15 protein-coding genes are annotated in these 19,776 nt (G+C 72.3%); 4 read left to right on the forward strand and 11 right to left on the reverse strand.

Annotated features, from left to right (window positions below; genetic code table 11):
- Window positions 1-105: 105 nt before the first annotated feature.
- The 3 genes from POF43_RS22285 to POF43_RS22295 form a co-directional block, all read right to left on the reverse strand.
- Complete coding sequence (locus POF43_RS22285) at window positions 106-861, reverse strand: SDR family NAD(P)-dependent oxidoreductase (protein ID WP_271318864.1); 756 nt, start codon at window positions 859-861, stop codon at window positions 106-108.
- 200 nt (window positions 862-1,061) lie between these two features.
- Window positions 1,062-2,306 (reverse strand): methyltransferase, encoded by a 1,245-nt coding sequence (locus tag POF43_RS22290; protein ID WP_282704712.1) that lies wholly within the window; start codon window positions 2,304-2,306, stop codon window positions 1,062-1,064.
- Window positions 2,303-3,379 carry an acyltransferase domain-containing protein gene (locus POF43_RS22295; RefSeq protein WP_303659609.1) on the reverse strand — a complete coding sequence of 359 codons (1,077 nt, stop codon included), beginning with the start codon at window positions 3,377-3,379 and terminating at the stop codon, window positions 2,303-2,305. Before POF43_RS22295 ends, POF43_RS22290 begins: the two co-directional genes overlap by 4 nt.
- A gap of 603 nt (window positions 3,380-3,982) precedes the next feature.
- On the opposite strand from POF43_RS22295, the gene POF43_RS22300 reads away from it, so the two are divergent.
- Window positions 3,983-5,038, forward strand: coding sequence for a ketoacyl-ACP synthase III family protein (locus POF43_RS22300; protein ID WP_282704713.1), 1,056 nt, complete (start codon window positions 3,983-3,985; stop codon window positions 5,036-5,038).
- A gap of 287 nt (window positions 5,039-5,325) precedes the next feature.
- Here POF43_RS22300 and POF43_RS22305 read toward each other — a convergent pair whose 3' ends face one another.
- The 5 genes from POF43_RS22305 to POF43_RS35180 all read right to left on the reverse strand — a co-directional run bounded on the left by POF43_RS22305 (window position 5,326) and on the right by POF43_RS35180 (window position 9,463).
- Window positions 5,326-5,541, reverse strand: a complete 216-nt coding sequence (locus POF43_RS22305) for a hypothetical protein (protein ID WP_271325566.1) — start codon at window positions 5,539-5,541, stop codon at window positions 5,326-5,328.
- Window positions 5,531-6,019, reverse strand: a complete 489-nt coding sequence (locus tag POF43_RS22310) for an eCIS core domain-containing protein (RefSeq protein WP_372516106.1) — start codon at window positions 6,017-6,019, stop codon at window positions 5,531-5,533. The genes POF43_RS22305 and POF43_RS22310 overlap by 11 nt, the downstream gene beginning before the upstream one ends.
- A 435-nt stretch (window positions 6,020-6,454) precedes the next feature.
- Complete coding sequence (locus POF43_RS22315; protein ID WP_271325565.1) at window positions 6,455-7,030, reverse strand: GNAT family N-acetyltransferase; 576 nt, start codon at window positions 7,028-7,030, stop codon at window positions 6,455-6,457.
- Between the two features lie 784 nt (window positions 7,031-7,814).
- Window positions 7,815-8,669: an AfsR/SARP family transcriptional regulator gene (locus POF43_RS22320; RefSeq protein ID WP_372516107.1), complete on the reverse strand. Its 855-nt coding sequence runs from the start codon at window positions 8,667-8,669 to the stop codon at window positions 7,815-7,817.
- A 431-nt stretch (window positions 8,670-9,100) separates the two neighbouring features.
- A complete protein-coding gene (locus POF43_RS35180; protein WP_372516108.1) occupies window positions 9,101-9,463 on the reverse strand; it encodes a beta-ketoacyl synthase N-terminal-like domain-containing protein in 363 nt (120 codons plus the stop codon).
- Window positions 9,464-10,191: 728 nt separating this feature from the next.
- On the opposite strand from POF43_RS35180, the gene POF43_RS22325 reads away from it, so the two are divergent.
- The gene (locus POF43_RS22325) at window positions 10,192-11,715 is read left to right on the forward strand and encodes an EF-hand domain-containing protein (protein WP_271324604.1); all 1,524 of its coding nucleotides are present in this window, start codon (window positions 10,192-10,194) and stop codon (window positions 11,713-11,715) included.
- Between the two features lie 322 nt (window positions 11,716-12,037).
- Window positions 12,038-13,750, forward strand: a complete 1,713-nt coding sequence (locus tag POF43_RS22330; protein WP_271324605.1) for a carbohydrate binding domain-containing protein — start codon at window positions 12,038-12,040, stop codon at window positions 13,748-13,750.
- A 277-nt stretch (window positions 13,751-14,027) separates the two neighbouring features.
- Here the strand turns inward: POF43_RS22330 and POF43_RS22335 are convergent, their stop codons facing one another.
- On the reverse strand, window positions 14,028-15,005 hold the full coding sequence (locus tag POF43_RS22335) for a helix-turn-helix domain-containing protein (RefSeq protein WP_271324606.1): 978 nt from the start codon (window positions 15,003-15,005) through the stop codon (window positions 14,028-14,030).
- 469 nt (window positions 15,006-15,474) lie between these two features.
- On the opposite strand from POF43_RS22335, the gene POF43_RS22340 reads away from it, so the two are divergent.
- Entirely contained in the window at window positions 15,475-15,876 is a 402-nt protein-coding gene (locus POF43_RS22340) for a hydrophobin family protein (RefSeq protein WP_271324607.1), read from the forward strand.
- Window positions 15,877-16,242: 366 nt separating this feature from the next.
- Here the strand turns inward: POF43_RS22340 and POF43_RS22345 are convergent, their stop codons facing one another.
- Window positions 16,243-17,976 (reverse strand): thiamine pyrophosphate-dependent enzyme, encoded by a 1,734-nt coding sequence (locus POF43_RS22345; protein WP_271312493.1) that lies wholly within the window; start codon window positions 17,974-17,976, stop codon window positions 16,243-16,245.
- Window positions 17,977-18,232: 256 nt separating this feature from the next.
- Window positions 18,233-19,522, reverse strand: coding sequence for an MFS transporter (locus tag POF43_RS22350; RefSeq protein WP_271322203.1), 1,290 nt, complete (start codon window positions 19,520-19,522; stop codon window positions 18,233-18,235).
- Window positions 19,523-19,776 lie beyond the last annotated feature (254 nt).

The raw sequence follows: 19,776 nt of genomic DNA on the forward strand, positions 1-19,776 counted from the left end.
GGAGTGCCCGGGGCACCCCCGCGGGCTGGACGGGGGCTGGGTGCCCGGCCCCGGGGCGGAAGATGCCCCGGGGCGGGGCGGAGCAGGTTGCCGGGCGGGCCGGCGTCAGTTCCCCAGGTTGGAGCCGCCGTTGAGTGAGATCACCTGGCCGGTGAGGCAGCTGGTGGCCGGGTCGGTCAGGAAGCCCACCGCGCGGGCCAGGTCCTCGGGCTCGCTGGCCCGGCCCACCGGTATCCGGCCGACCATCTGGTCCCACATCTGCTGGGGGATGCCGGAGGTCGACTCGGTGCGCACCAGGCCGGCGGACAGCACGTTCACCGTGATGTTGTGCGGCGCGCTGTCCTTGGCGACGTACAGGGCGTAGGTGTTCATCGCCGCCTTGGCGGTGGAGTGCGCCAGCATCATGGGCGAGGCCGGGCCGCGGTGGGCGTCGCTGGAGAGGTAGACGATGTGTCCGCGGCCGCGGGCGGTCAGGTGCGGCAGCGCAGCCCGGGTCGGGTGGAAGACCGCGGCCAGCTCGTCGTTGACCTTGGCGGCGAAGTCGGACCACTCCACGGTGGTCACCGAGCCCATGCCGAGGCCGACGTTGGCGTTGCAGACCAGTACGTCCAGGCCGCCGAACTCGCTGACCGCCCGCTCCACCAGGGCGGCGGCGGCGTCCGGGTCGGTGACGTCGGCGGCGTGCGCGACGGCGGTGCCTCCGAGGTCGGCGATCTCCTTGACCAGCGCCTGGGCCGCCTCGTGGCTGGTGCGGTGGTTGACGACCACGTTCAGTCCGCGGCCGGCCAGTTCCTTCGCGATGGCGGCACCGATGCCGCGGGCACTGCCGGTGACGATCGCGGTACGTGGGTTGTCGGGCATGGGAAGGATTCCTCCGTTGCGAGAAAAAAGGGAACGTGGTGCCGTCAGGGTGGCGGCGGGCGTGGTGTCGGCGGGGGTGCTGGCGGTACGGGGTGATGGCGTCGGGGTGATGGCGTCGGGGTGAGGTGGCTTCGGGGTGAGGTGGTGCCGGGGCCGGAGGTCGGCCCCACCGTCGGGACGATAGTGCCGGGGGGCTTCGCTCAGGGGCGTCTTGCCGCGAACAGCCGGAAACCCTGCACCAGTTGCCGTGATTGCTGCGGGATGAGTCCGGCTGTCCGGGTCAGCGCGTCGAGTTCGGCGCCGGTGCGGCTGCGGCCGCCGCTGGTGACGAGCATCATCAACAGGTCGATCGCTGCCGAGACCTCGGTCGGCGCGGCCTGGCTGGTCGGGCGTTCCACCAGCAGGACGACCGCGCCCGGCTTCATCGCGGCGGCGCAGTTGCGCAGCACGGTGGCGGCCCGCTCGTCGTCGTGGTTGATCAGCACCCGGGACAGCAGGTAGGCGTCGGCGCCGGCCGGTACCTCCTGGAACATGTCGCCGGCCACCACCTGGCACCGGTCGGCCAGGTGGTGGCGGGCCAGGTATTCGGTGGCGGTGGCGGTGGTCTCCGGCAGTTCGTGCAGCAGCCCTTCGGTGTTCGGGTGCTCGCGCAGGATCTCGGCGAGCAGTTCGCCGTTGCCACCGCCGATGTCGGCGATCCGGGCGCAGCCGGTGAAGTCCCAGACTTTCGCGACGTGCTGGAAGAGGACCTGGCCGCTGTTCATGGCCGAGTTGAAGCGGTCGCCGGCCTGCGGGTGGTCGGCCATGTACGAGTACAGGTCCTGGCCGTGGACCCGGGCGAAGGAGGGTTCGCCGGTGCGCACGGTGTGGGGCAGGTGGGCCCAGACGGGGTAGAACTCCTCGCCGACCAGGCGGACGTAGTCGCGGACCGAGCCGGGCACGCCGGGTCGTAGCGTCTCGCCGGTCGCGGTCAGCCGGTAACCCTGGGCCGGGCTGCCCGCGCACACCTGGAGTGCGACGAGGTAGTCCAGCAGGCGGCGCAGCGCGTCGGGTTCGGTCTTCGTGGCACCGGCGAGTTCCTGGACGGTGGTGGCACCGGCCGCCAGGTGTTCGGGCAGTTCGAGGGTGACGGCGGTGTGGACCGCCGCGCCGGCCCAGGCCCCGACGACGAGGCCGAGCATGCGCTGGACCGCGGCACCGGGACCGGGGTTGTCGGAGCCGTTGGGGCCTTCGGGGGTCGGTCTGTCAGCGCCGGGACCGTCGGCGGCCGCCCCCTCGGCGGTCGGGGGTGGGGTCGCCGGTCTGTCAGCGGCCGCACCGTTGTTCGCCGGGGGCGGGGTGCCCGGACCGTCGGTGACCGGTGGGGTCGCCGGGCCGGCTGCCGACAGTGGGGTGCGCGGTCCGTCGGCGGTGGCCGGGGGCGGGGTGGTCTCGTTCTCGCTCATCGTGTCTCTCCTGACGGGTCGGTCGCCTCGTCGTGCGGGGCGGGCGGCGGGTTGAGTTTCCAGCCCTGGTCGCGGAGGCGGTCCACCGCGGCCAGGAGGTGACGGCGGTCGTGCCGCGGGCCCAGGGGCCGGGCCGGGAGCAGCGGCACGACCGCGGAGTGCCCGGCGCGTACGCGGGGGTGGCGGCGGGCGAGCGAGGTGAGCCCTTGCCCGGGGCCGGTCTCGATCAGCAGCAGGTCCTCGCCGGTCAGCAACGCGTCCAGCGCCGGCCCGAACAGGACGGGTTCGACGGGATGACCCGCCCAGAACCGGGGGCTGAGCGCGAGGTCGACGGTGAGCGGGGCCGCGGCGAACGCCGACCACAGTGCGACGGCCGGCGGGCGCAGTGTCACCCCCTGGTAGGGCTCGGTGCTGATCGCCGGGCGCAGGGCGGGGCTGTGGAAGGCGGTGGTGGCCTTCACCGGCACCGCGGTCAGCCCGGCTTCCCGGATACGCGGCAGGGCCTCGGCCAGTGGTGCGGCGGGACCGGCCAGCATGGTCTGGCGGGGGCCGTTGACCGCGGCGATCACGACGTCGCCGTGCAGCCAGGGGGTGAGTTCCTCCACGGTCGCGGCCACCGCGAGCATCCCGCCGGGCGGCAGTGCGGCGATCCGGCGGGCCCGGTCCCACATCAGGCGCATGGCGTCCGCCGGATCGAAGACCCCGGCCAGCGCCCCGGCGGCGAGTTCGCCCGCGCTGTGTCCGAGCAGCACGGCGGGCGGTGCGCCCCACGCGCGCAGCGTGGCACCGATCGCGTAGTCGACCGCGTACAGCAGGGGTTGGGCGCGGGTGACGTGGTCGGGTGGGACCGCGGGGTCGTCGGAGAGCCAGTCGGCGCGCAGTGTCCCGCCGTCCGTACCGAGTGCGGCGAAAAGGGTGTCCATGGTGGTGGTGAAGACGTCGTCCCAGCCGTAGAGGCCGGCGGCCATCCGCTGGTGCTGGGCGCCCTGTCCGGGCAGGAGGAACCCGATCCGCCGGGTCGGCCGGGCCTCTCGGGTCCCTCGGGTCTTTGTCGTGCGTGTCACCTGTCCCATCGTCAACTCCCCTTGTGCGGCAGGCGGCGAAGCGACCCACTATGCGCACGGGGGCCTTGAGCGGGGCTAGAGGAGTGCGGGGACGGGATTCCGGGGGCGGGATTCCGGGACGCGGGGGGGGTGGGGGTGAGGGTGGGGTCTGGAGGCAAACGGGCGGGTACGGGGTGGGGCGGGTGGCTGGTTGCGGGGGCCACGGTGGGACGGTGGCGGGGTCGGTGTCGACGGCGGGTATGGGAGACGTCGGCGTCGGGTTGCTGCGGGAGCCCGCCGAACCACCGGGTCGCAAGGGGGGACAGCGGCGGGTCGGGGAAGACAGCGGCGACGAGTCTGCGTCGGGAGCCCGCCGGGCCACGGTGGAGGTGCCGGCGGTGGGTTCGGGAAACGTCAGCGGCAGGTCCGGGGCAGGGCCGACAGGATGCGGTGTGCCAACGGTGGTGGGATCAGCGGTGGGTCGGGAAGACGTGCGCGTCGGGACTGCGGGGGAAGCCTGCCGGCCCCCGCGCCACCGCCTACCAGCCACCGGACCACCGGACCACCGGCGTTCCAGTGGGGTTCCAGGCGGTTTCCAGGTTGCTTCGAGTCGGGGCGCCGACAGTGGGCGGTATGAGGTTCGATGATCTGTATGTGGCCGGTGCTGCCTCGTGGCTGCCGTCGGCGGTGACGGTGGACGAGGCGATCGCGGACGGCAGTTGCGATCCGGCCGCTGCCCGGCGTTGCGGCGCGAAGGCGGTGACGGTGGCCGGTGCCGGTGAGTGCGCTACCGGTATGGCGGCCCGTGCGGCCCGTGTCGCGTTGGAGCGGGCCGCGGTCGCGGCCGGGGACGTGGGGTTGTTGCTGCACGCCACGCTCTATGACCAGGGGCACGATTTGTGGGGGGCGGCCAGCCATGTGCAGGCGTTGGCCTTGGCGGGTGAGCATCCGGCGTGTCCGGCGCTGGAGGTGCGGCAGGTCTCCAACGGTGGGATGGGCGCGGTGGAGTTGGCCGCGGCTTTCCTGCGGGCCGGGACCGGCCGGCCGGCGGCTTTGCTGACGGCCGGTGATGTGTTCTGCCCGCCGGGGTTCGACCGCTGGCGCAGTGATCCGGGCACGGTCTACGCGGACGGTGGTGCGGCTTTGGTGTTGAGCCGGGCCGGGGGGTTCGCGCGGCTGCGGTCGCTGGTGACGGTCTCGGAGCCCCGGCTGGAGGGTATGCACCGCGGTGATCATCCGTTCGCCCCGGCGGTCGACGGGCGGGTCCGGCGGGTCGATCTCGACGAGTGCAAGCGGCAGTTCCTGGCCCGGGCCGGGCGGGCCGCGGCGATCGCCCGGGTCTCCGGGGGCCAGCGGCGGGCGCTGAACGGTGCGTTGGAACAGGCCGGTCTCACGGTGGCCGGGATCGACGCCTTCGTCCTGCCGCATCTGGGCCGGCGCCGTTTGGAAGCGGGGTTCTTCCAGCCGTTCGGTATCGCACCGGAACGCTCCACGTGCGACTGGGGCCGGGGGGTGGGCCATCTCGGTGGCGGTGACCAGTTCGCGGGGCTGGCCCATCTGGTGGAGTCCAAACGGGTGAGCTCGGGTGATCGGGTGTTACTGGCCGGGATCGGCGCGGGGTTCACCTGGTCGGCGGCGGTCCTGGAGATCGTCGAGGTCCCGTCCTGGCCGGAACAGGCATCACGCTGAAGGAGGACGGGGCGGACGGTGGGCGGAGCGAGCGGTAGGTGGGTGGGCGGCGGACGGACGGACGGCGGGGCGGCGGACGGGGCACCGAACCGTCGGCCACGTCCCGGTAGTCCGCGGGGGCGAGGACCCTGTTCCGGCGCGGGAGCGGTACGGGCGGCGCCGGTTCAGCGTGGCGCGGGCCGGAACAGCGCGTCGTCGTGGTCCGGGAAGACCACCGGCATCACGCGGCGGAAGGCGGCGGCCTCCGCGCTCTCCGCCAGCTCCCGGCACAGCGTCTGCGGCCAGTATCAGAAGCCGCGGGAGGCCAGCAGCCGTTCCAGATAGGCACCGAACGAGTACCCCGTGTCGTACAACTCCTCGCCGAAGTAGTGGTAGTGGACGGAGTCGAAGGGGGGAAGGAACGCCACGCAGGCCTCGGGGACGAACATGTCGAAGGGTTTGACGGGCCGGTACTCCTGGTCCTCGGGCGAGTGCCAGGTGACGCCGCGCCAGTCACCGAACACCTCCCGCTGCGGCGGGAGGTTGACGAGGCCCTGGTCCGACAGGCGGCAGCCCGCTGGACGGCCGGACGCGCCGCCCACGCAGCGCCCGAACGGCGTTCGCCTCGGCGGCGCGCTCGAAGGGGTCGCCGGGGTCGCTGACGGACAGTCCGTCGCCGTGGTCGGTACCGGCCACGGGGCCCGTGCGCTGCTGGATGACGTGGGTGAGCTCGTGGGCCAGCGTGTGCTCGTCGGAGCCGCCGCGGCCGAGCACGACGTGCTCGCCGGAGGTGTAGGCGCGGGCACCGATCTCCGCGGCCGAGCGGACCGCGGCGGAGTCGTCGTGGATCCGCACGCCGCCGAAGTCGGCGCCCAGGCGGGCCTCCATGTCCGCCCGCGTGTCGTCGGCCAGCGGACGGCCCGGCGACCGCAGCACCCGGTGGACCGCGTACCGCTGTACGGGGGGGCTCCGACTGCCGCTGCCGCTGGAGGAGTTGGACAACGGCCGCGTTGCCTATGGTGCGCTGCAACGTGCCGACCGCCCCGGAGAGCGGCGGCACGGGCTGCTGCCGTGCGGTTGGTCGGCCCCGGTCACGGTGCTCGGACTTGCCCTGCGACTGCTGGTCGTGCGCGTACACATCCACCCCCTGGACCGGCGGTTCGAGCCGTGGTCGCGGCGCGTCAGAACCGGTTTACGACGACCCCGGGGCGGGGGCAAGAACCGCGAGGGCAGTGTCGGAGGCAGGCGTCGCCGGGCCGGCCGGCCGCTCCGGCGGGAACGGCCGGCAGAACGCGACGGGGGCACCTCCCGGCCGGAGGCCGGAGGAGCAGGGTACCGAAGCGTTCCCGGACAGCCGGTGTCATCGGGACGCTCGGGCAACCCGGCGAAGTGCCGCGCCGAGCGCCGCGAGCCCGCCAGGATCCGCCGGACACGTCGCTAGAAGCGACCGGCCCCCGGCGTGGCCGCGGGGTGCCACTCGCGGCGGAGGAGGCCGAAGACCCAGGAGTCGGAGACGTCGCCGTTGACGACGCAGTCCTCGCGGAGGGTGCCTTCGCGGACGAAGCCGAGCTTCTCCAGCACCCGGGCGGACGCCACGTTGCGGGTGTCGGTCTCGGCCTGGACACGGTTGAGGTCCAGGGTGTCGAACGCCCACCGCAGGACGGCGTGCGCGGTCTCCGTGGCGTAGCCGTGGCCCCACGCGGCGGCGTCGAAGACGTAGCCCAGGGACGCGCTGCGGAAGTCGGGGTTCCAGTTGGTCAGGCCGCACCAGCCGAGAAACGCGCCGTCGCTGACGCGGTCGACGGCCACCCGCGCTCCCGTGCCCTCCTCCTCGATCGTGCGGCAGACCGCGATGAAGCGCTGGGCGCGGGCCGGTTCGCTCCACGGCGGGGAGTCCCAGTACCGCAGCACATGGGCACTGCTGTGCAGCGCGTAGAGCGGCGTCTCGTCGGCATCGGTGAACGGCCGCAGTCGCAGGCGGGCGGTGTGCAGCTCGGGGGTGGGCAATGTCATGCGGAGCATCCTGCCGCGTCACACGCACCCGGGACCAACCGTTTGTCCCCACGGCCCGGAGCTCGTACGTCCCCGGTGACGTCGCCCGGACGTTCCGGGGCGCGTACGTCCCCGGTGACGCCGAACGCGCCGGACGGGCGGTGAGCCCGGAAATTCCAGGCCGGCAGGGCGAACGAACGGCGGCCGTACCGGCGCACTCTCGGGATGCCGACCGGCATCGTCCCGTACCCGTACCCGGCCGCGGACGGATGGAGGCGGGCCGACCAGCACCGGGCCGGCCGGTGTCGCCGGGGGCGCGCTCGCCGGTCTGCGTCCTCGTCCGAGCCGGAGATCACGCAGGCGGCCCCGGTTCACAAAGCGGAGGAACTCACCCACCGCCGACTCGACGTCCATGGACACGCACCCGGTCAACCGGACCGGCATCGTCACCGTCGCAGGGGTCGCTGCCACCTGTCTGAAGACGGCCCGCTGCCGGTCGGCGAGCCCGGGCAGACCCGGCGCAGCGGCGGCTGGACCGGGCCCGCTACCGGACGCTGCGGGGTCGGCCGGTCCGGCTGCGCGGGCCCGAGGCGGCGGCACGGGACTGACGCCGGCGCCGCGTTCCGCCCCACTGAGCCAGACTCCGTTCTCGCGGACAGAGCCGGTGCGGGCATGCGACACCCGCACGAGAACCTCCGGCGTGGCACCCGCACGGGGGTGCCGGTCTCGGCCCCCTTTCGGTGCCCGCAGACCGGTGCGGTACCCGCAGACCGGTGCGGACCCGCGGGTCGGTGCGGGCGGGGTGTCAGGAGACGGCGATCAGTCTGCCGGGGGTGGCTGCTGTGCCGGTGGGTTCGCTGTCGAGGGCGGGGTCGCAGACGAGTAGCGCGAGGTGCAGGTCGCGCAGGCGTGAGGAGGGGTCCAGGCCGAGTTCGTTGATGAGTGCGGCGCGAAGGCGCTGGTAGACGCCGAGGGCCTGTGCTGTGCGGCCCGAGCGGTGCAGGGCGAGCATCAGGTGGGCGTGGAGGTTTTCGTTGAGGGGGAACTCCACGACGAGTGAGGACAGTTCGCCGATGGCCTGGTGGTGGCGGCCCAGGCGCAGGTCTGCTTCGATGCGTTGTTCCAGGGCCACCAGGCGGCTCTCGCGCAGCCGTACCGTTTCGGCCTCCAGCAGTGGGCCGGGGGTGACGTCGACCAGGACGTCGTCGCGCCACAGGGCGAGTGCCTCGCTGAGGGTGTCGGCGGCCTTCTCGTTCTCCCCGCGGGCCAGGGCCTGCCGGCCCTGGACGCACAGCTGGTCGAAGCGGCGCAGGTCCATCGCGTCGCCGGACAGGTGGAGGCGGTATCCGCCGGGCCAGGTCGACAGCACCCGCTTGGCCTCCACCATCCCGCCGGGCAGGACCTTCGCCAGGAGCTTCCGCAGCAGCAGGATGTACGTCTGCAGGGTCGTGGCCGCGCTCGGCGGCGGCTGTTCGCCCCACAGCTCCCTCATCAGCGCCGGGGTGGAGACCACGTGGTTGGCGTGGAGCACCAACAGGGCCAGCACCTTCCGCGGCTTGGGAGCCGTGGGAACGGTCGAGCGGCCGTTGACTTTCACATCGAGCGTCCCAAGAACCCTGGCTATCACTACGCCCCCTGAATCGGATAATCCGTCGGCCACAGTCGCCGAATTCCCAAGTTGAGCACGATCGCGAAATGATTCAGCACGCCCGAGAACGGGACACCAACTCACGAATATATTTACCCCGCACACATATTCGGGGGGAATTTGTTTTCGGCGTTCTGTGTTCACGCCATTTCATACCCCGGAAGCACCGGGCCGAACCCGAAGATAGCACGTTTTTTTGATTTCAAGACCCCCCGAGCACACCTCACGCGACATCACACACGGTAGTCAATTCCCGGCCCCGAACAACACCCCTACGACACCCCAGCACCCGCACACCGACCACCCGACACCAGTACCCGCAGCACCCCGACGACGACTCGGTGGCCCGGCGACAGCCCGACGCGGGCACGCCAGCGAGCGGTCGCCGGCGCGAATGAGGCGAGGCAACGCGTGATCGACCGGTCACCGCCTGCCATGGTCACTCACGACCGCGTACTCGCGTCCCCGAACTCATCGAACACCCAACCGCACTCCCGATCACCACCCCACCCCCTCCCCCGCGATCCGGGCATCCACCAACCGCAACTCCCGACGGCCTCCCGCGCGGCGACCACCGCCATCTGCGCCGCCCCGTCCATCCGCCGCACCTCACGCGGCGACAGCCTGTGATCAACCGGATCAACATCAGCCTCCGCCGCAACACGCGGACTAAACCCACCCCCATCAAAAAGCGTTATTCCCCACACCGCCGACCGACCCGAAGGAGCAAACCCCCAAAACGCTTTCCTGTCACTCTCTCCCGGAGCCACCACACCAGTACCCGTCAGCACAACCCAAGGCACCATCCCACCCCCTCCCCGGGACAATAGAACAATCAACGGCCGCCCCTGCAAATCCGGCACACCCGAGACTCCCCGCACCACCTAGAGAACACCTCGAAAACCACTGGAGACAAACGGAACCCACACCCATCCACCGCCCTAAACCCCCTGACACGAAACCCGACCCACCGCGACGACAACGCGATCAACCGGAACTACGGGTCCCGCCCCCGGACCAGCCTCACCAGCACAACAGCAGCCCCCACCGAACACACCACCAGCCCCGGGCCGCTCAGCCCCCTACTCCGCCGCCCTGCCACCGCAGCCCTCCCGCGCGTCACCGCAGGCCGCCCCGGCAGCGGGCGGCCGAGCGCGCCGCCCTGGAGAACCCCAGCGGCAGAAGAACGCCCGTTGCCCGGCCAGACAGGTACCTCAACCCCCCAGTGGGAACCCACGGCAGCTCCGTCCCGAGGCGGACACACCGCCTGGGCAGCCGGAATGGGCGAACGGGGCACCCGCCGGAGCAGGGACGGCCACAACAGTGGCGTGCGGTACGCCCGCTGGGGCTGAGGGCGTTCGGGACGCACTCCGGAACGGGCCGGGAACACTCCGGAGCGGAGTGCGGGCCGGTTTCCGGGAGGCGGCCGAAAAGCGCCGTCGTCCGGTATGACTAATACCGGGCCGGTTTGCGGAGTGGTTCCGATGAGCAGATCGGGTGCGCCAAGTCGTACGCGCAGCCGAGGAGTTCGTCCATGGACCGCACCGTTCCCGCCGACTCCCCCGTACCGGCCCCGCGCGGACCCGCCCCGGACGCACACGGACCCCGTCCGGACACACCGGGCTCCCCCGGCCGACCGGAACCAGGCCCCGGCGACGTCTCGTTCCGGCGGGCACTGGGCGAATGGCGCATCGGGCTGGTCGCCTGGCGGCTGCTGGTCCTCCAGGCGGCGCATCCGCACGTCTCCGCCGGCATGGAGAAGCAGTCCACCTACCGCGGACACCCCTGGCGGCGGATCGAGCACACCCTCGGCAGCGGGCGACGGCTGTTCCACTCCGACGCCGACACCCTGCGCCGCGAGATCGCCCGGCTGGAGCGCGCGCACCGGCGCATCGAGGGCACCGACGAGCAGGGGCGCGGCTACTCGGCGTTGGATCCGGCCACCCGGGTGTGGGTCATGGTCACCCTCTACGAATGCGTCACCGCCGTCGGGGAGTTGTCGGGCGACCCCTACAGCACGGCCGAACTCGACGCGCTCTACCGGGAGTTCCACGAGGTCGTGCTCGCGTTCGGGCTGCCGGACTCGTTGGTGCCCGCGACCGCCGCCGACGTGCCGGCGTATGTCGAGCGGACGGTGGCGGAAACCCTGGAGCACGGCACGGCGGCCCGCTACCTCCTGCACGGCATCCTGCGCGAGGCGCCGTGCCCGCGCCGGCTGCGCCCGGTCCGCCTGCTGTGGCCACTGCTGCGGCTGGTGGTAGCCCGCATCCTGGCCGACCTCACCCTCGCCGACCTGCCCGCCTCCTACCGCACTCGCTTCGCACTGCGCCGCACCCGCCGCGCCGCACTGCTGTCCTGGGTCATGCACCACGGCGCCCGCGCGCTGGTGACCCGGCTGCCGGACCGTATGCGCTACCGCGCGCACACCGCCCCGGGCGACCCGGCCACCGCCACGGAAGCGGCAACGGCACCGGCCACAGTGATCCCGGGCCAGCAACGGACCGCAGGGCGACGCCGGCAGCGGGACGCGCGGCGGCCCAGGCTCGACACGTTCTTCCGCCAGGTGCTGGACCAGACCGGCGACGGCTTCGTCGACGCCGAGGACCTGCGGGCGATGGCACACAACGTCTGCTGGCAACTCGAACTCGACGACGCCGGGGAAGCGTCGGTCCACGCCGCGTTCTCCGCCTGGTGGGAGCAGATCCGCACCACCATGGACACCGACGGCGACGGACGGGTCGACCGCACGGAGTTCATCACCGCCACGATGGCCGGCTGCGACCACGACCCCGACTATCTGAACCGCGGCCCACGGCTGGCCGCGCAAGCCGTCTTCGACGCCGCGGACACCGACGGGGACGGCCACCTCGACGCCGCCGAGTACACCGTCATGTTCGGCACCCGGGTCCACCCGGCGGAACTCGCCCACGGATTCCGCCAACTGGACGGCGACGGAGACGGCCGCATCACTCGCGAGGAATTCCTGAACGGCTTCACCGACTTCTTCACCGCCCGCTCCAACTCGGCAGCCGGCCACCAACTCCTCGGCCGCGCCTGAGCGGGAAGCACCCGGGCACGGAGCACGCACCGACAGAACAGCCGCGAACGGAGCACTCACGCTCGGAACACTCCCGCACGGAGCACTCACGCACAGAACACTCCCGCACGGAACACTCCCGCACGGAGCGCGAATACGCGGAAAGCACCGAGCCGACTGAAACGGGGAGGCCGAGGGCCGCAAGGGAGTGGGCGGCATTCCGCTTGGTCTGGTTCTCTTGACGGCGCAACAGGCGGACGCTTTGGTATGTACCAACTCGGCCCGCGCGGCACCAACACCCACCACTCCAGGCCCGAGGCATCCCCAGAAGGGGTACTCAGTCATGAATCTCACGCGGTTTGCGGCTTCCGTCTGCGCCCTCGCCCTCGCCGCCACCGGTGCCGCCGTCGCTCTGGCGCCGGCCGGCAGCGCCGCGACGGCGAGCAGCGTCTACTCCGTGGCTCCCTATGTCGACATGTCCAACAGCCAGGAAGGACTGCTCGACACAGCTGTCACCGGACACAAGCTCAAGGCATACACGGCGGCTTTCGTGCTCGGCGAAGGGTGCACCCAGATCTGGGGTGACACCCTCCCGATCGGCAACGACTCCTTCACCGACCCCGAGATCGCCAAGGCCAAGTCCGAGGGTGCCTCCGTCATCATCTCCTCCGGCGGGGCCAGCGGCGAAGCGCTCGCCTGGACGTGCTCCACGCAGAGCAGCATCGACGCCGGGTACCAGGCCCTCATCAACGACTACGGCGTCACCCAGCTCGACTTCGACATCGAAGGCGCCGCCATCGCGGACACCGGCGCCGCGGCCCGCCAGATGCAGGCGATGAAGGACCTCAAGGCGTCCAACCCCGGCCTGCAGTTCTCCATGACCCTGCCGGTGCTGACCAGCGGCCTGACCAGCGACGGCGTCAACATCCTCAAGGCCGCCAAGAGCGCGGGCATCAAGATCGACGTCGTCAACATCATGGCGATGGACTACTACGCGGGCACGGGCACCGAGATGGGCCAGGGCGCGGTCAGCGCGGCCAAGGCGACGCTGGCGCAGATGCAGTCCGTCGACCCCGGTTACACCTACGCCAACCTCGGGATCACCCCGATGATCGGCAAGAACGACGACGGTTCGACGTTCACCCTGGCCGACGCCCAGACCGTGGAGAACTTCGCCGCGCAGAACGGCGTCGGACGGCTCGCGTTCTGGGCCGCGACCCGGGACCAGGCCTGCGGCGGAAGCGCCAACTCGCTGCCCACGTGCAGTGAGATCAGCCAGAACAGCCTCGCGTTCACGGACGCGTTCGTGCCGTACGAGGGCAGCGGAGGCGGTGGCGGCGGGGGCACCACCAGTGACTTCTCCCTGTCCCTGTCACCGGGCTCCGCCTCGGTCGCCCAGGGCGGTTCCGCGACCGCGACCGTCGGCACCGCCGTCACCACGGGCAGCGCCGAATCCGTCAGCCTCTCCGCGTCCGGTGCGCCTGCCGGAGTCAGCGTCTCCTTCAGCCCTGCCTCCGTAACGTCGGGCGGCAGCTCGACGCTGAAAGCGACGGTCGGAGCCTCCGTCGCCGCGGGCAGCTACCCCATCACCGTCACCGGCAGCGCCACGAGCGGCAGCCACAGCGCGACCTACACCCTCACCGTCACCTCCACCGGCGGTGGAGGAGGCGGCGGCGGCTCCCTGACCAACGCCGGCTTCGAGACCGGCAGCCTGAGCCCGTGGACCTGCACCGGTGGCGCAGCGGTGGTCTCCAGCCCGGTCCACAGCGGCAGCCACGCACTCCAGGTCACCCCGAGCGCCAGCAGCACTGCGGAATGCGACCAGACCGTCACCCTCTCCCCCAACCACACCTACACGCTCACCGGTTGGGTCCAGGGCCCCTACGCCTACCTCGGAGTCAGCGGCGGCGCCACCGCCAGCGCCTGGTCCGACCTCACCAGCTGGAACCAGCTGACGGTCGGCTTCACCACGGGCAGCAGCGGAACCGTCACCGTCTACGTCCACGGCTGGTACGGCCAATCCAGCGTGACCGCCGACGACTTCACCCTCGGCTAGGCCGTTTCTCACCGATCACCGTGCGGTCCGGAGGCGGACGGCGGCGACGTGGCGTGCGGCGAGGCAGCCACTTGACGCCTTGTCGTTTCGGATGGCGATGCCGTGCCATGGCGTCAAGCGGTTGATGCGGAGTCCGACGGTGTCGCGTCGGCGGTGGGCGGCCCGGTCGAAGTCGGCCGGGCCGCCGTCGGCGTGGCCCGCGCCGGCCCGCGCTGCGGCCGGCTTTCGGAAGCCGGGCCCGTCGACGGCCGTCCCTCCGGTCGAGGCTCGCCCGGGATCACACCACCGCCGCGTCCGCGACGGAGCGGTAGTCGCTCGGCGAGGCGCCATAGGCGGCGCGAAAGGCCCGGGTGAAGGTGGGGTGGTCCTTGAAGCCCCAGCGTGCCGCGATCTGGTGGACGGGCACGTCGCGCAGCGCCTGATCGGCGAGGTCCCGGCGCGCGCGTTCGAGGCGCTGGTGGCGGATCCAGGCCGCGACGGTGGTGTCGCGCGCCGCGAAGAGGCGGTGCAGGTAGCTCAGCGAGATGTGGTGAGCGGCGGCAACGGTTCCCGGCGTCAGGCGGGGGTCGGGCAGTTGCTGCTGGATGAAGGTCTCGATCCGCATCAGCAGCGTGCGCCGGCGTGAGTCGTCCGGCACCGTGCCCTCGGCGTCGAGGTGATGGGCCACCACGGCGGTCATCAGGTCGCGGGCCACGGTACCGACCCGGGGAAGATCGGTCGGGCGGTAGTCGGCCGAGCACGTGGTCGTACTGGTGAGGAACTGCCTCAGCAGTCCGCCGACACCCGTGGCCCCGGGCAGGGACCTCCCCAGCAGCCGCTCGATCCTGCCGACCGGCACTCCCAGGAACTCGCGGGGTAGGTGTGCGCGCACCATCGTCACCGGCCCGGCACCCGTGCCGAATCCCAGCCGGAAGGGCGTCGAGCTGTCGTACATCGCGAATTCCTGGCCGGTCAGCACGGTCTCCCGCCCCGCCTGACTGACCATGATGTCTCCGCTGAGGGCCGTGATGACGCAGAGCAGCTCCGGATCGTGCTGCCGGATCAGCCTGGGTGTCCGCACGACCTCGGAGGGAGAGCACGTCAGCTCCACCACGTCGACCTCGGCGAGATCCAGCATCCGCGCCGTCGCCAGGAACTCGTCGGGCTCCGCGCTGACGACCCGCATCGGGTGCTCGCTGTTGACGAAGATCTCGTTCAACGAACTCAGCCGATCCTGCGCCGGCAGATCCTCGGCGCGGAATACCACCTGCATCATGCACCCCCCTGTCTTCAGCGTAACTGTTGTGATGGCTCCGGACTTCGTGCCTTCGCCCCATGGGCCCGCCCCGGACCGCAGCCGCGCACCGTGGCAGGCAGGGGTGGCGCCTCGCCTGCGCGCACCGGGCCACCGCGGCGCGAACCGGACGTCGGCCCGGCCGCCAGGGCACCGTCGGAACCCGGTACGCAACCGGGTTCTGTCCAGCGGACACCCGCCGACCGAGCCCGGCGGTCCTCCCCACCGGCGGCCGGCGCAACGACGTCACCCGGGTGATGCGGCAGGCACGACGGGTGCGGGGTGCGGGCGGTCGGAGGACAAGGGGGAGGAGTCCCAAGCGGCGGCCCCGCACTGCCTCCGCCGACCGGTACGGGCAGCACGGGCCGTGCTCCCCCCACCCCGGTGAACGTGTTCGCCCGCGTGGGCGACGCCGGGTATCCGGCGGCGGTCGACGGGCGAGGATCACCGCATGATCACTTCTTCCGTATACCGGCGCGTTGCCGCCGCTGTCGGGGCCGGCCTGCTGTCGACCATGGGGCTGGCCGTCTCCGCCGCGCCCGCGCACGCCACGCCCGCCGCCGCGCGCCCGGCCGCCGCGCCGGCCGGTCAAAACCTGTGCTGTCTGTCCACGGAGAGCCAGGACAAGCTCGACCCCGCCACCGCCGCCCTGCTGAAGGTCGAAGGCGTGTCGGCCTCGGCCTATCCGGGCAGTGTCGGCCTCGGTTGCCGTCCCCTCAGCCTGGTACCGATCGCGGATGGCAGCAGCTGCGGCAGCCAGCCGGTGGTGTGCGGCCGGTTCGACGGACTCGTGGCCCTGGGCTGTACCCCGGCGAGCCTCTCCCCGACGGCGGCGGAGAGCCGCCCCAGCTGAAGAACGGCCGTGCCCGGTGGGCAGCGACGAAGGCCGGCGCCTCCGTGGAGGCGTCGGCCTTCGAGCGTGCGGCAGGTGGCTCAGTCCCCGACGTCCTCGATGCCCTCGATGCCCTCGACGAGCAGCCACCGGCCCACTCGGGCGCTGACGCGGTCCGCCTTCACGCCCAACGGCGCGTCAACCGGCCGGCACGACACGAGGGATCGACCGGTCGCTCCGGCAGCGCGCCGCACCCACGACGCCGCACGCCCAAGTGCCGCCGCTCCCACGCCCGTTCGCCGCCGGCGCGTTCCCGGCCACCCCCGCCCCGGCCTCCCCGAGCGCCGCGCCGCGCACGGCGCTACCGCGTGGCCCCACCCTCCATCGTCAGTCCGTCTCGCCCGGGCTGCGCAGCATCTCCTTGACCTTGGCGATGGCGAAGCCCCAGCCCTGCTCGACCGTGGGCTTCGCGGGGACGGCGATCTCCTCGGGGTTGGTCAGTACGTCCAGCAGAACCGGGCCCGGCGTGGAGAAAGCCCTGTTCACACCATCGATCAGCTCGCCGGAATGGGTGACCCGGATACCCGTGATGCCCAGGGCCGTGGCGACGGCGGCGAAGTCCGGGTTGTCGAGTTCGGTGCCGAACTCGGGCAGTCCGACCTGCTCCTGCTCCAGCTTCACCATGCCCAGGCGCCGGTTGTCGAAGACGATGATCTTCACCGGCAGCCGGTGGGTGCGGATGGTGATCAGATCGCCGAGCAGCATGCTCAGACCGCCGTCGCCGCAGAACGCCACCACCTGCCGGTCCCGGTCGAGGAACTGCGCACCGAGCGCCTGCGGCATGGCGTTGGCCATCGATCCCAGGTTGTAGGAACCCATCAGCCGGCGTTTCCCGTGCATCCGCACGAACCGGGAGAGCCACACCGTCGCCATCCCGGTGTCCGAGGTGAACACCGCGTCGTCGGCCGCCACTTCGTTGATCGCCAGAGCGAGTGCCTCGGGGCGTACCAGGTGTTCACGGTTGTCCAGTGCCGAGCGCACCTTGCCGACCAGCCCCCGGTCGTGGTCCGGGGCGGCCAGCCTGTGCTGCGCCTTCTGCCAGGTGGCGAAGCGTTCGCGGGCGCCGTCGAGGTGGGAGCGGTCCTCGCTCGGCTCGACCCGGTCCATCAGGGCGCGCAACGTGGGGCCGACGTCCGCGGTGAGCGCCACGTCGACCGGTACCCGGCGGCCGATGTGCTCGGCGACGGTGTCGACCTGCACCACCTTCTTGCCGTCCGGATACCAGTCCCGGTAGGGGAAGTCGGTCCCCAGCAGTACCAGCGCGTCCGCGTGGTCCATCGCCCAGGCGGCGGCCGGATTGCCGATCAGACCGGTCTGGCCCACCTCGAACGGGTTGTCGCCCTCGAAGCCCTCCTTGGCCTTCAGCGTCAGCACCATCGGCGCCCCGAGCCGTTCCGCCAGCGCCAGGGTCTCCGTACGCGCTCCCCGCGCGCCCCTGCCGACCAGCAGGGTGACCCGGTCGGCGGAGTTGATCAGCTCGGCGGCCTCGTCCAGGGCCGGGTCGTCGGGCCGGCTGCTGGGCCGGGTCAGCGACAGCCGGGCCGGGCGGTCGTCGGGCACCTCCTGGTCGCCGACGTCGCCCGGCACGGTCAGCACGGCCACCCCGCCGCGCCCGATCGCGCTGCGTACGGCGATCTCCAGGAGGCCGGGCAGCTGCGCCGGTGAGGTGATGGTGGCGCGGAAGACGGCGACGTCGCGGAAGAGCAGGTCGTTGTCGACCTCCTGGAAGTAGTCGGTGCCGACGTCGGCGAGCGGTACCTGCCCGGCGATCGCCAGGACCGGGGTCCCGCTCTTGGCGGCGTCGTAGAGGCCGTTCAGCAGGTGGATCGAACCGGGGCCGACGGTGCCCATGCAGACCCCGATCGTGCCGCTGAGCTGCGACTGCGCACCGGCGGCGAAAGCTGCCGCCTCCTCGTGCCGGCAGCCCACCCACTCGACCGTCTCCGCCCGGCGGATGGCGTCGGTGAAGGGGTTGAGCGCGTCGCCGACCACGCCGAAGACATGCTTCACCTGAAGCTCTTCCAGCGCGTCGACGATCACTTGGGCGACGGTACGGGCCATCAACTGCCTCCGATACTTGAACGGTCGAGCGGCCTGTCCGGTACGGCAGCCGGGCGACTCCCGCGCTGACCTCCACCGGATCACCACCGGTACGCGCCTGCCCGGGTTTGCCGGCTTGATGTGGCTCCCGTCCTGATCGGGTTCCCGGACACCGGCGTGAGCGCTGCGCACTCCTACCATGCCGGTGGTGCGGCGGTGGCGCAGCGTCGTCACGGGCCGGGGAGAGCGACGGCCCGCCGTCGCGGTCGGGACCGGGTCACGCGCCGCCGGACGGGGCCGAGGCGGTGGCGACCGGGAGCAGGGTGAGGCGGCTCATGCGGCGCAGCGGGGAGAGGGTGAGCAGGACGCCGGGCAGCAGGGCGGCGCCGGCCACCCACCACAGCGCCGCGCGGGGGCCGATCAGGGAGCCCAGCGACCCCCCGGCCAGCGCGCCCAGCGGGATCACGCCGAACATCAGGAACCGCATGGTCGCCGAGATGCGCCCCAGCATGCCGCGCGGGACGTGCTGCTGGCGGAAGCTGCTGACCACCACGTTGTAGACGATCATCCCGGCCACCGGTACCGCGGCCCCCACGACGAACAGGGCCAGCGCGGGGCCGCGGGCCGTGAGCGGGACCAGGAGTCCGAAGGGGGCGGTGGCGGCCAGGCTGAGCCGGGCCACCCGGGCCTCGCCGAGCCGGCCGGCCAGCGGGACGGCGGCGAGGGCGCCGAGTACCCCGCCGGTGCCGCCGACCGCCATCAGCACGCCGACCGTGCCGGCCGGCAGGTGGACCGTGCGGACGAGGAAGATCACGAGCAGCGTCTCGGTGGCGGTCGCCGTCAGGTTCGTCAACGCGGCCACCAGGGTGAACCGCCGCAGCAGCCGGTCGCCCAGCACGAACCGCAGCCCCTCGCGCACCGCCCGGCGCACGGGTTCTGGGCGGCCGCCGCGGAGCCGGGCGGCGCCGGCCGGGGCCGGGGAGGCCAGCAGGCAGGCGGCGGAGACGGCGAAGGAGACGGCGTCCACCAGCAGCCCCGCCGCCGCGCCGAACACCTGCGTCAGCAGGCCGCCCAGGCTCGGCCCGGCGATCTGCGCGCCGGACTCGCTGCCCTGAAGGCGCGCGTTGGCACCGACCAGGCGGTCCTCCGCGACGACCAGCGGCAGGTACACCTGGTAGGCGGTGGAGAAGAAGACGCCGGCCAGGCCCAGCACGAAGGCGGCCACCAGCACCTGGCCGAAGGTCAGCACGCCCGCCGCCGCCGCGACCGGCACCCCGACCACGGCGAGCGCCGAGAGCAGGTCGCACCACAGCATCACCCGCCGCGGATCCCACCGGTCCACCCACGCGCCGGCCGGCAGGCCGACCAGCAGCCACGGCAACCACTGCGCGGCGGCGATCAGCCCGATCTGGAAGGCGCTGGAGCGCAGGGTCAGCGTGGCCAGCAGCGGCAGCGCGACCGACGTGACGGCGGTGCCGACCTTGCTGGTCGTCTCCCCCGCCCACAGCAACCGGAATCCGCGTCCGGGCGGCGTCCCGCCCGGGGCCCGCGGCTCGTGCGACTCCATCTCGGTCCTCCTCCTTCGGCGCCGGGGCACTCCCGGCACCACGGGTACGCCGGGCATCCCGCCCGCCGGTCACCACACCGTCGTTCGGACTGCGCACCGGTCGTACGATCACCCCATCGGCCGTACGGTCACGGCCTCGTCGTGCGGTCACACCTGCGGTCAGGTCCTACGGTCGCGCCTTCGGTCATACGATCAGCCGACCGCCATCCGGTCACACCTCCGCCGTCAGCACAGCGTCATCCGTACGGTCGGCA

This window comes from Streptantibioticus silvisoli (assembly GCF_027947535.2).
GTDB classification, from domain to species: Bacteria; Actinomycetota; Actinomycetes; order Streptomycetales; family Streptomycetaceae; genus Streptantibioticus_C; species Streptantibioticus_C silvisoli.

Coding starts and splice junctions, on each gene's coding strand:
- POF43_RS22285 (WP_271318864.1), bottom strand. CDS start 861: ATGCCCGACAACCCACGTACCGCGATCGTCACCGGCAGTGCCCGCGGC.
- POF43_RS22290 (WP_282704712.1), bottom strand. CDS start 2,306: ATGAGCGAGAACGAGACCACCCCGCCCCCGGCCACCGCCGACGGACCG.
- POF43_RS22295 (WP_303659609.1), bottom strand. CDS start 3,379: ATGGGACAGGTGACACGCACGACAAAGACCCGAGGGACCCGAGAGGCC.
- POF43_RS22300 (WP_282704713.1), top strand. CDS start 3,983: ATGAGGTTCGATGATCTGTATGTGGCCGGTGCTGCCTCGTGGCTGCCG.
- POF43_RS22315 (WP_271325565.1), bottom strand. CDS start 7,030: ATGACATTGCCCACCCCCGAGCTGCACACCGCCCGCCTGCGACTGCGG.
- POF43_RS35180 (WP_372516108.1), bottom strand. CDS start 9,463: ATGGTGCCTTGGGTTGTGCTGACGGGTACTGGTGTGGTGGCTCCGGGA.
- POF43_RS22325 (WP_271324604.1), top strand. CDS start 10,192: ATGGACCGCACCGTTCCCGCCGACTCCCCCGTACCGGCCCCGCGCGGA.
- POF43_RS22330 (WP_271324605.1), top strand. CDS start 12,038: ATGAATCTCACGCGGTTTGCGGCTTCCGTCTGCGCCCTCGCCCTCGCC.
- POF43_RS22335 (WP_271324606.1), bottom strand. CDS start 15,005: ATGATGCAGGTGGTATTCCGCGCCGAGGATCTGCCGGCGCAGGATCGG.
- POF43_RS22340 (WP_271324607.1), top strand. CDS start 15,475: ATGATCACTTCTTCCGTATACCGGCGCGTTGCCGCCGCTGTCGGGGCC.
- POF43_RS22345 (WP_271312493.1), bottom strand. CDS start 17,976: ATGGCCCGTACCGTCGCCCAAGTGATCGTCGACGCGCTGGAAGAGCTT.
- POF43_RS22350 (WP_271322203.1), bottom strand. CDS start 19,522: ATGGAGTCGCACGAGCCGCGGGCCCCGGGCGGGACGCCGCCCGGACGC.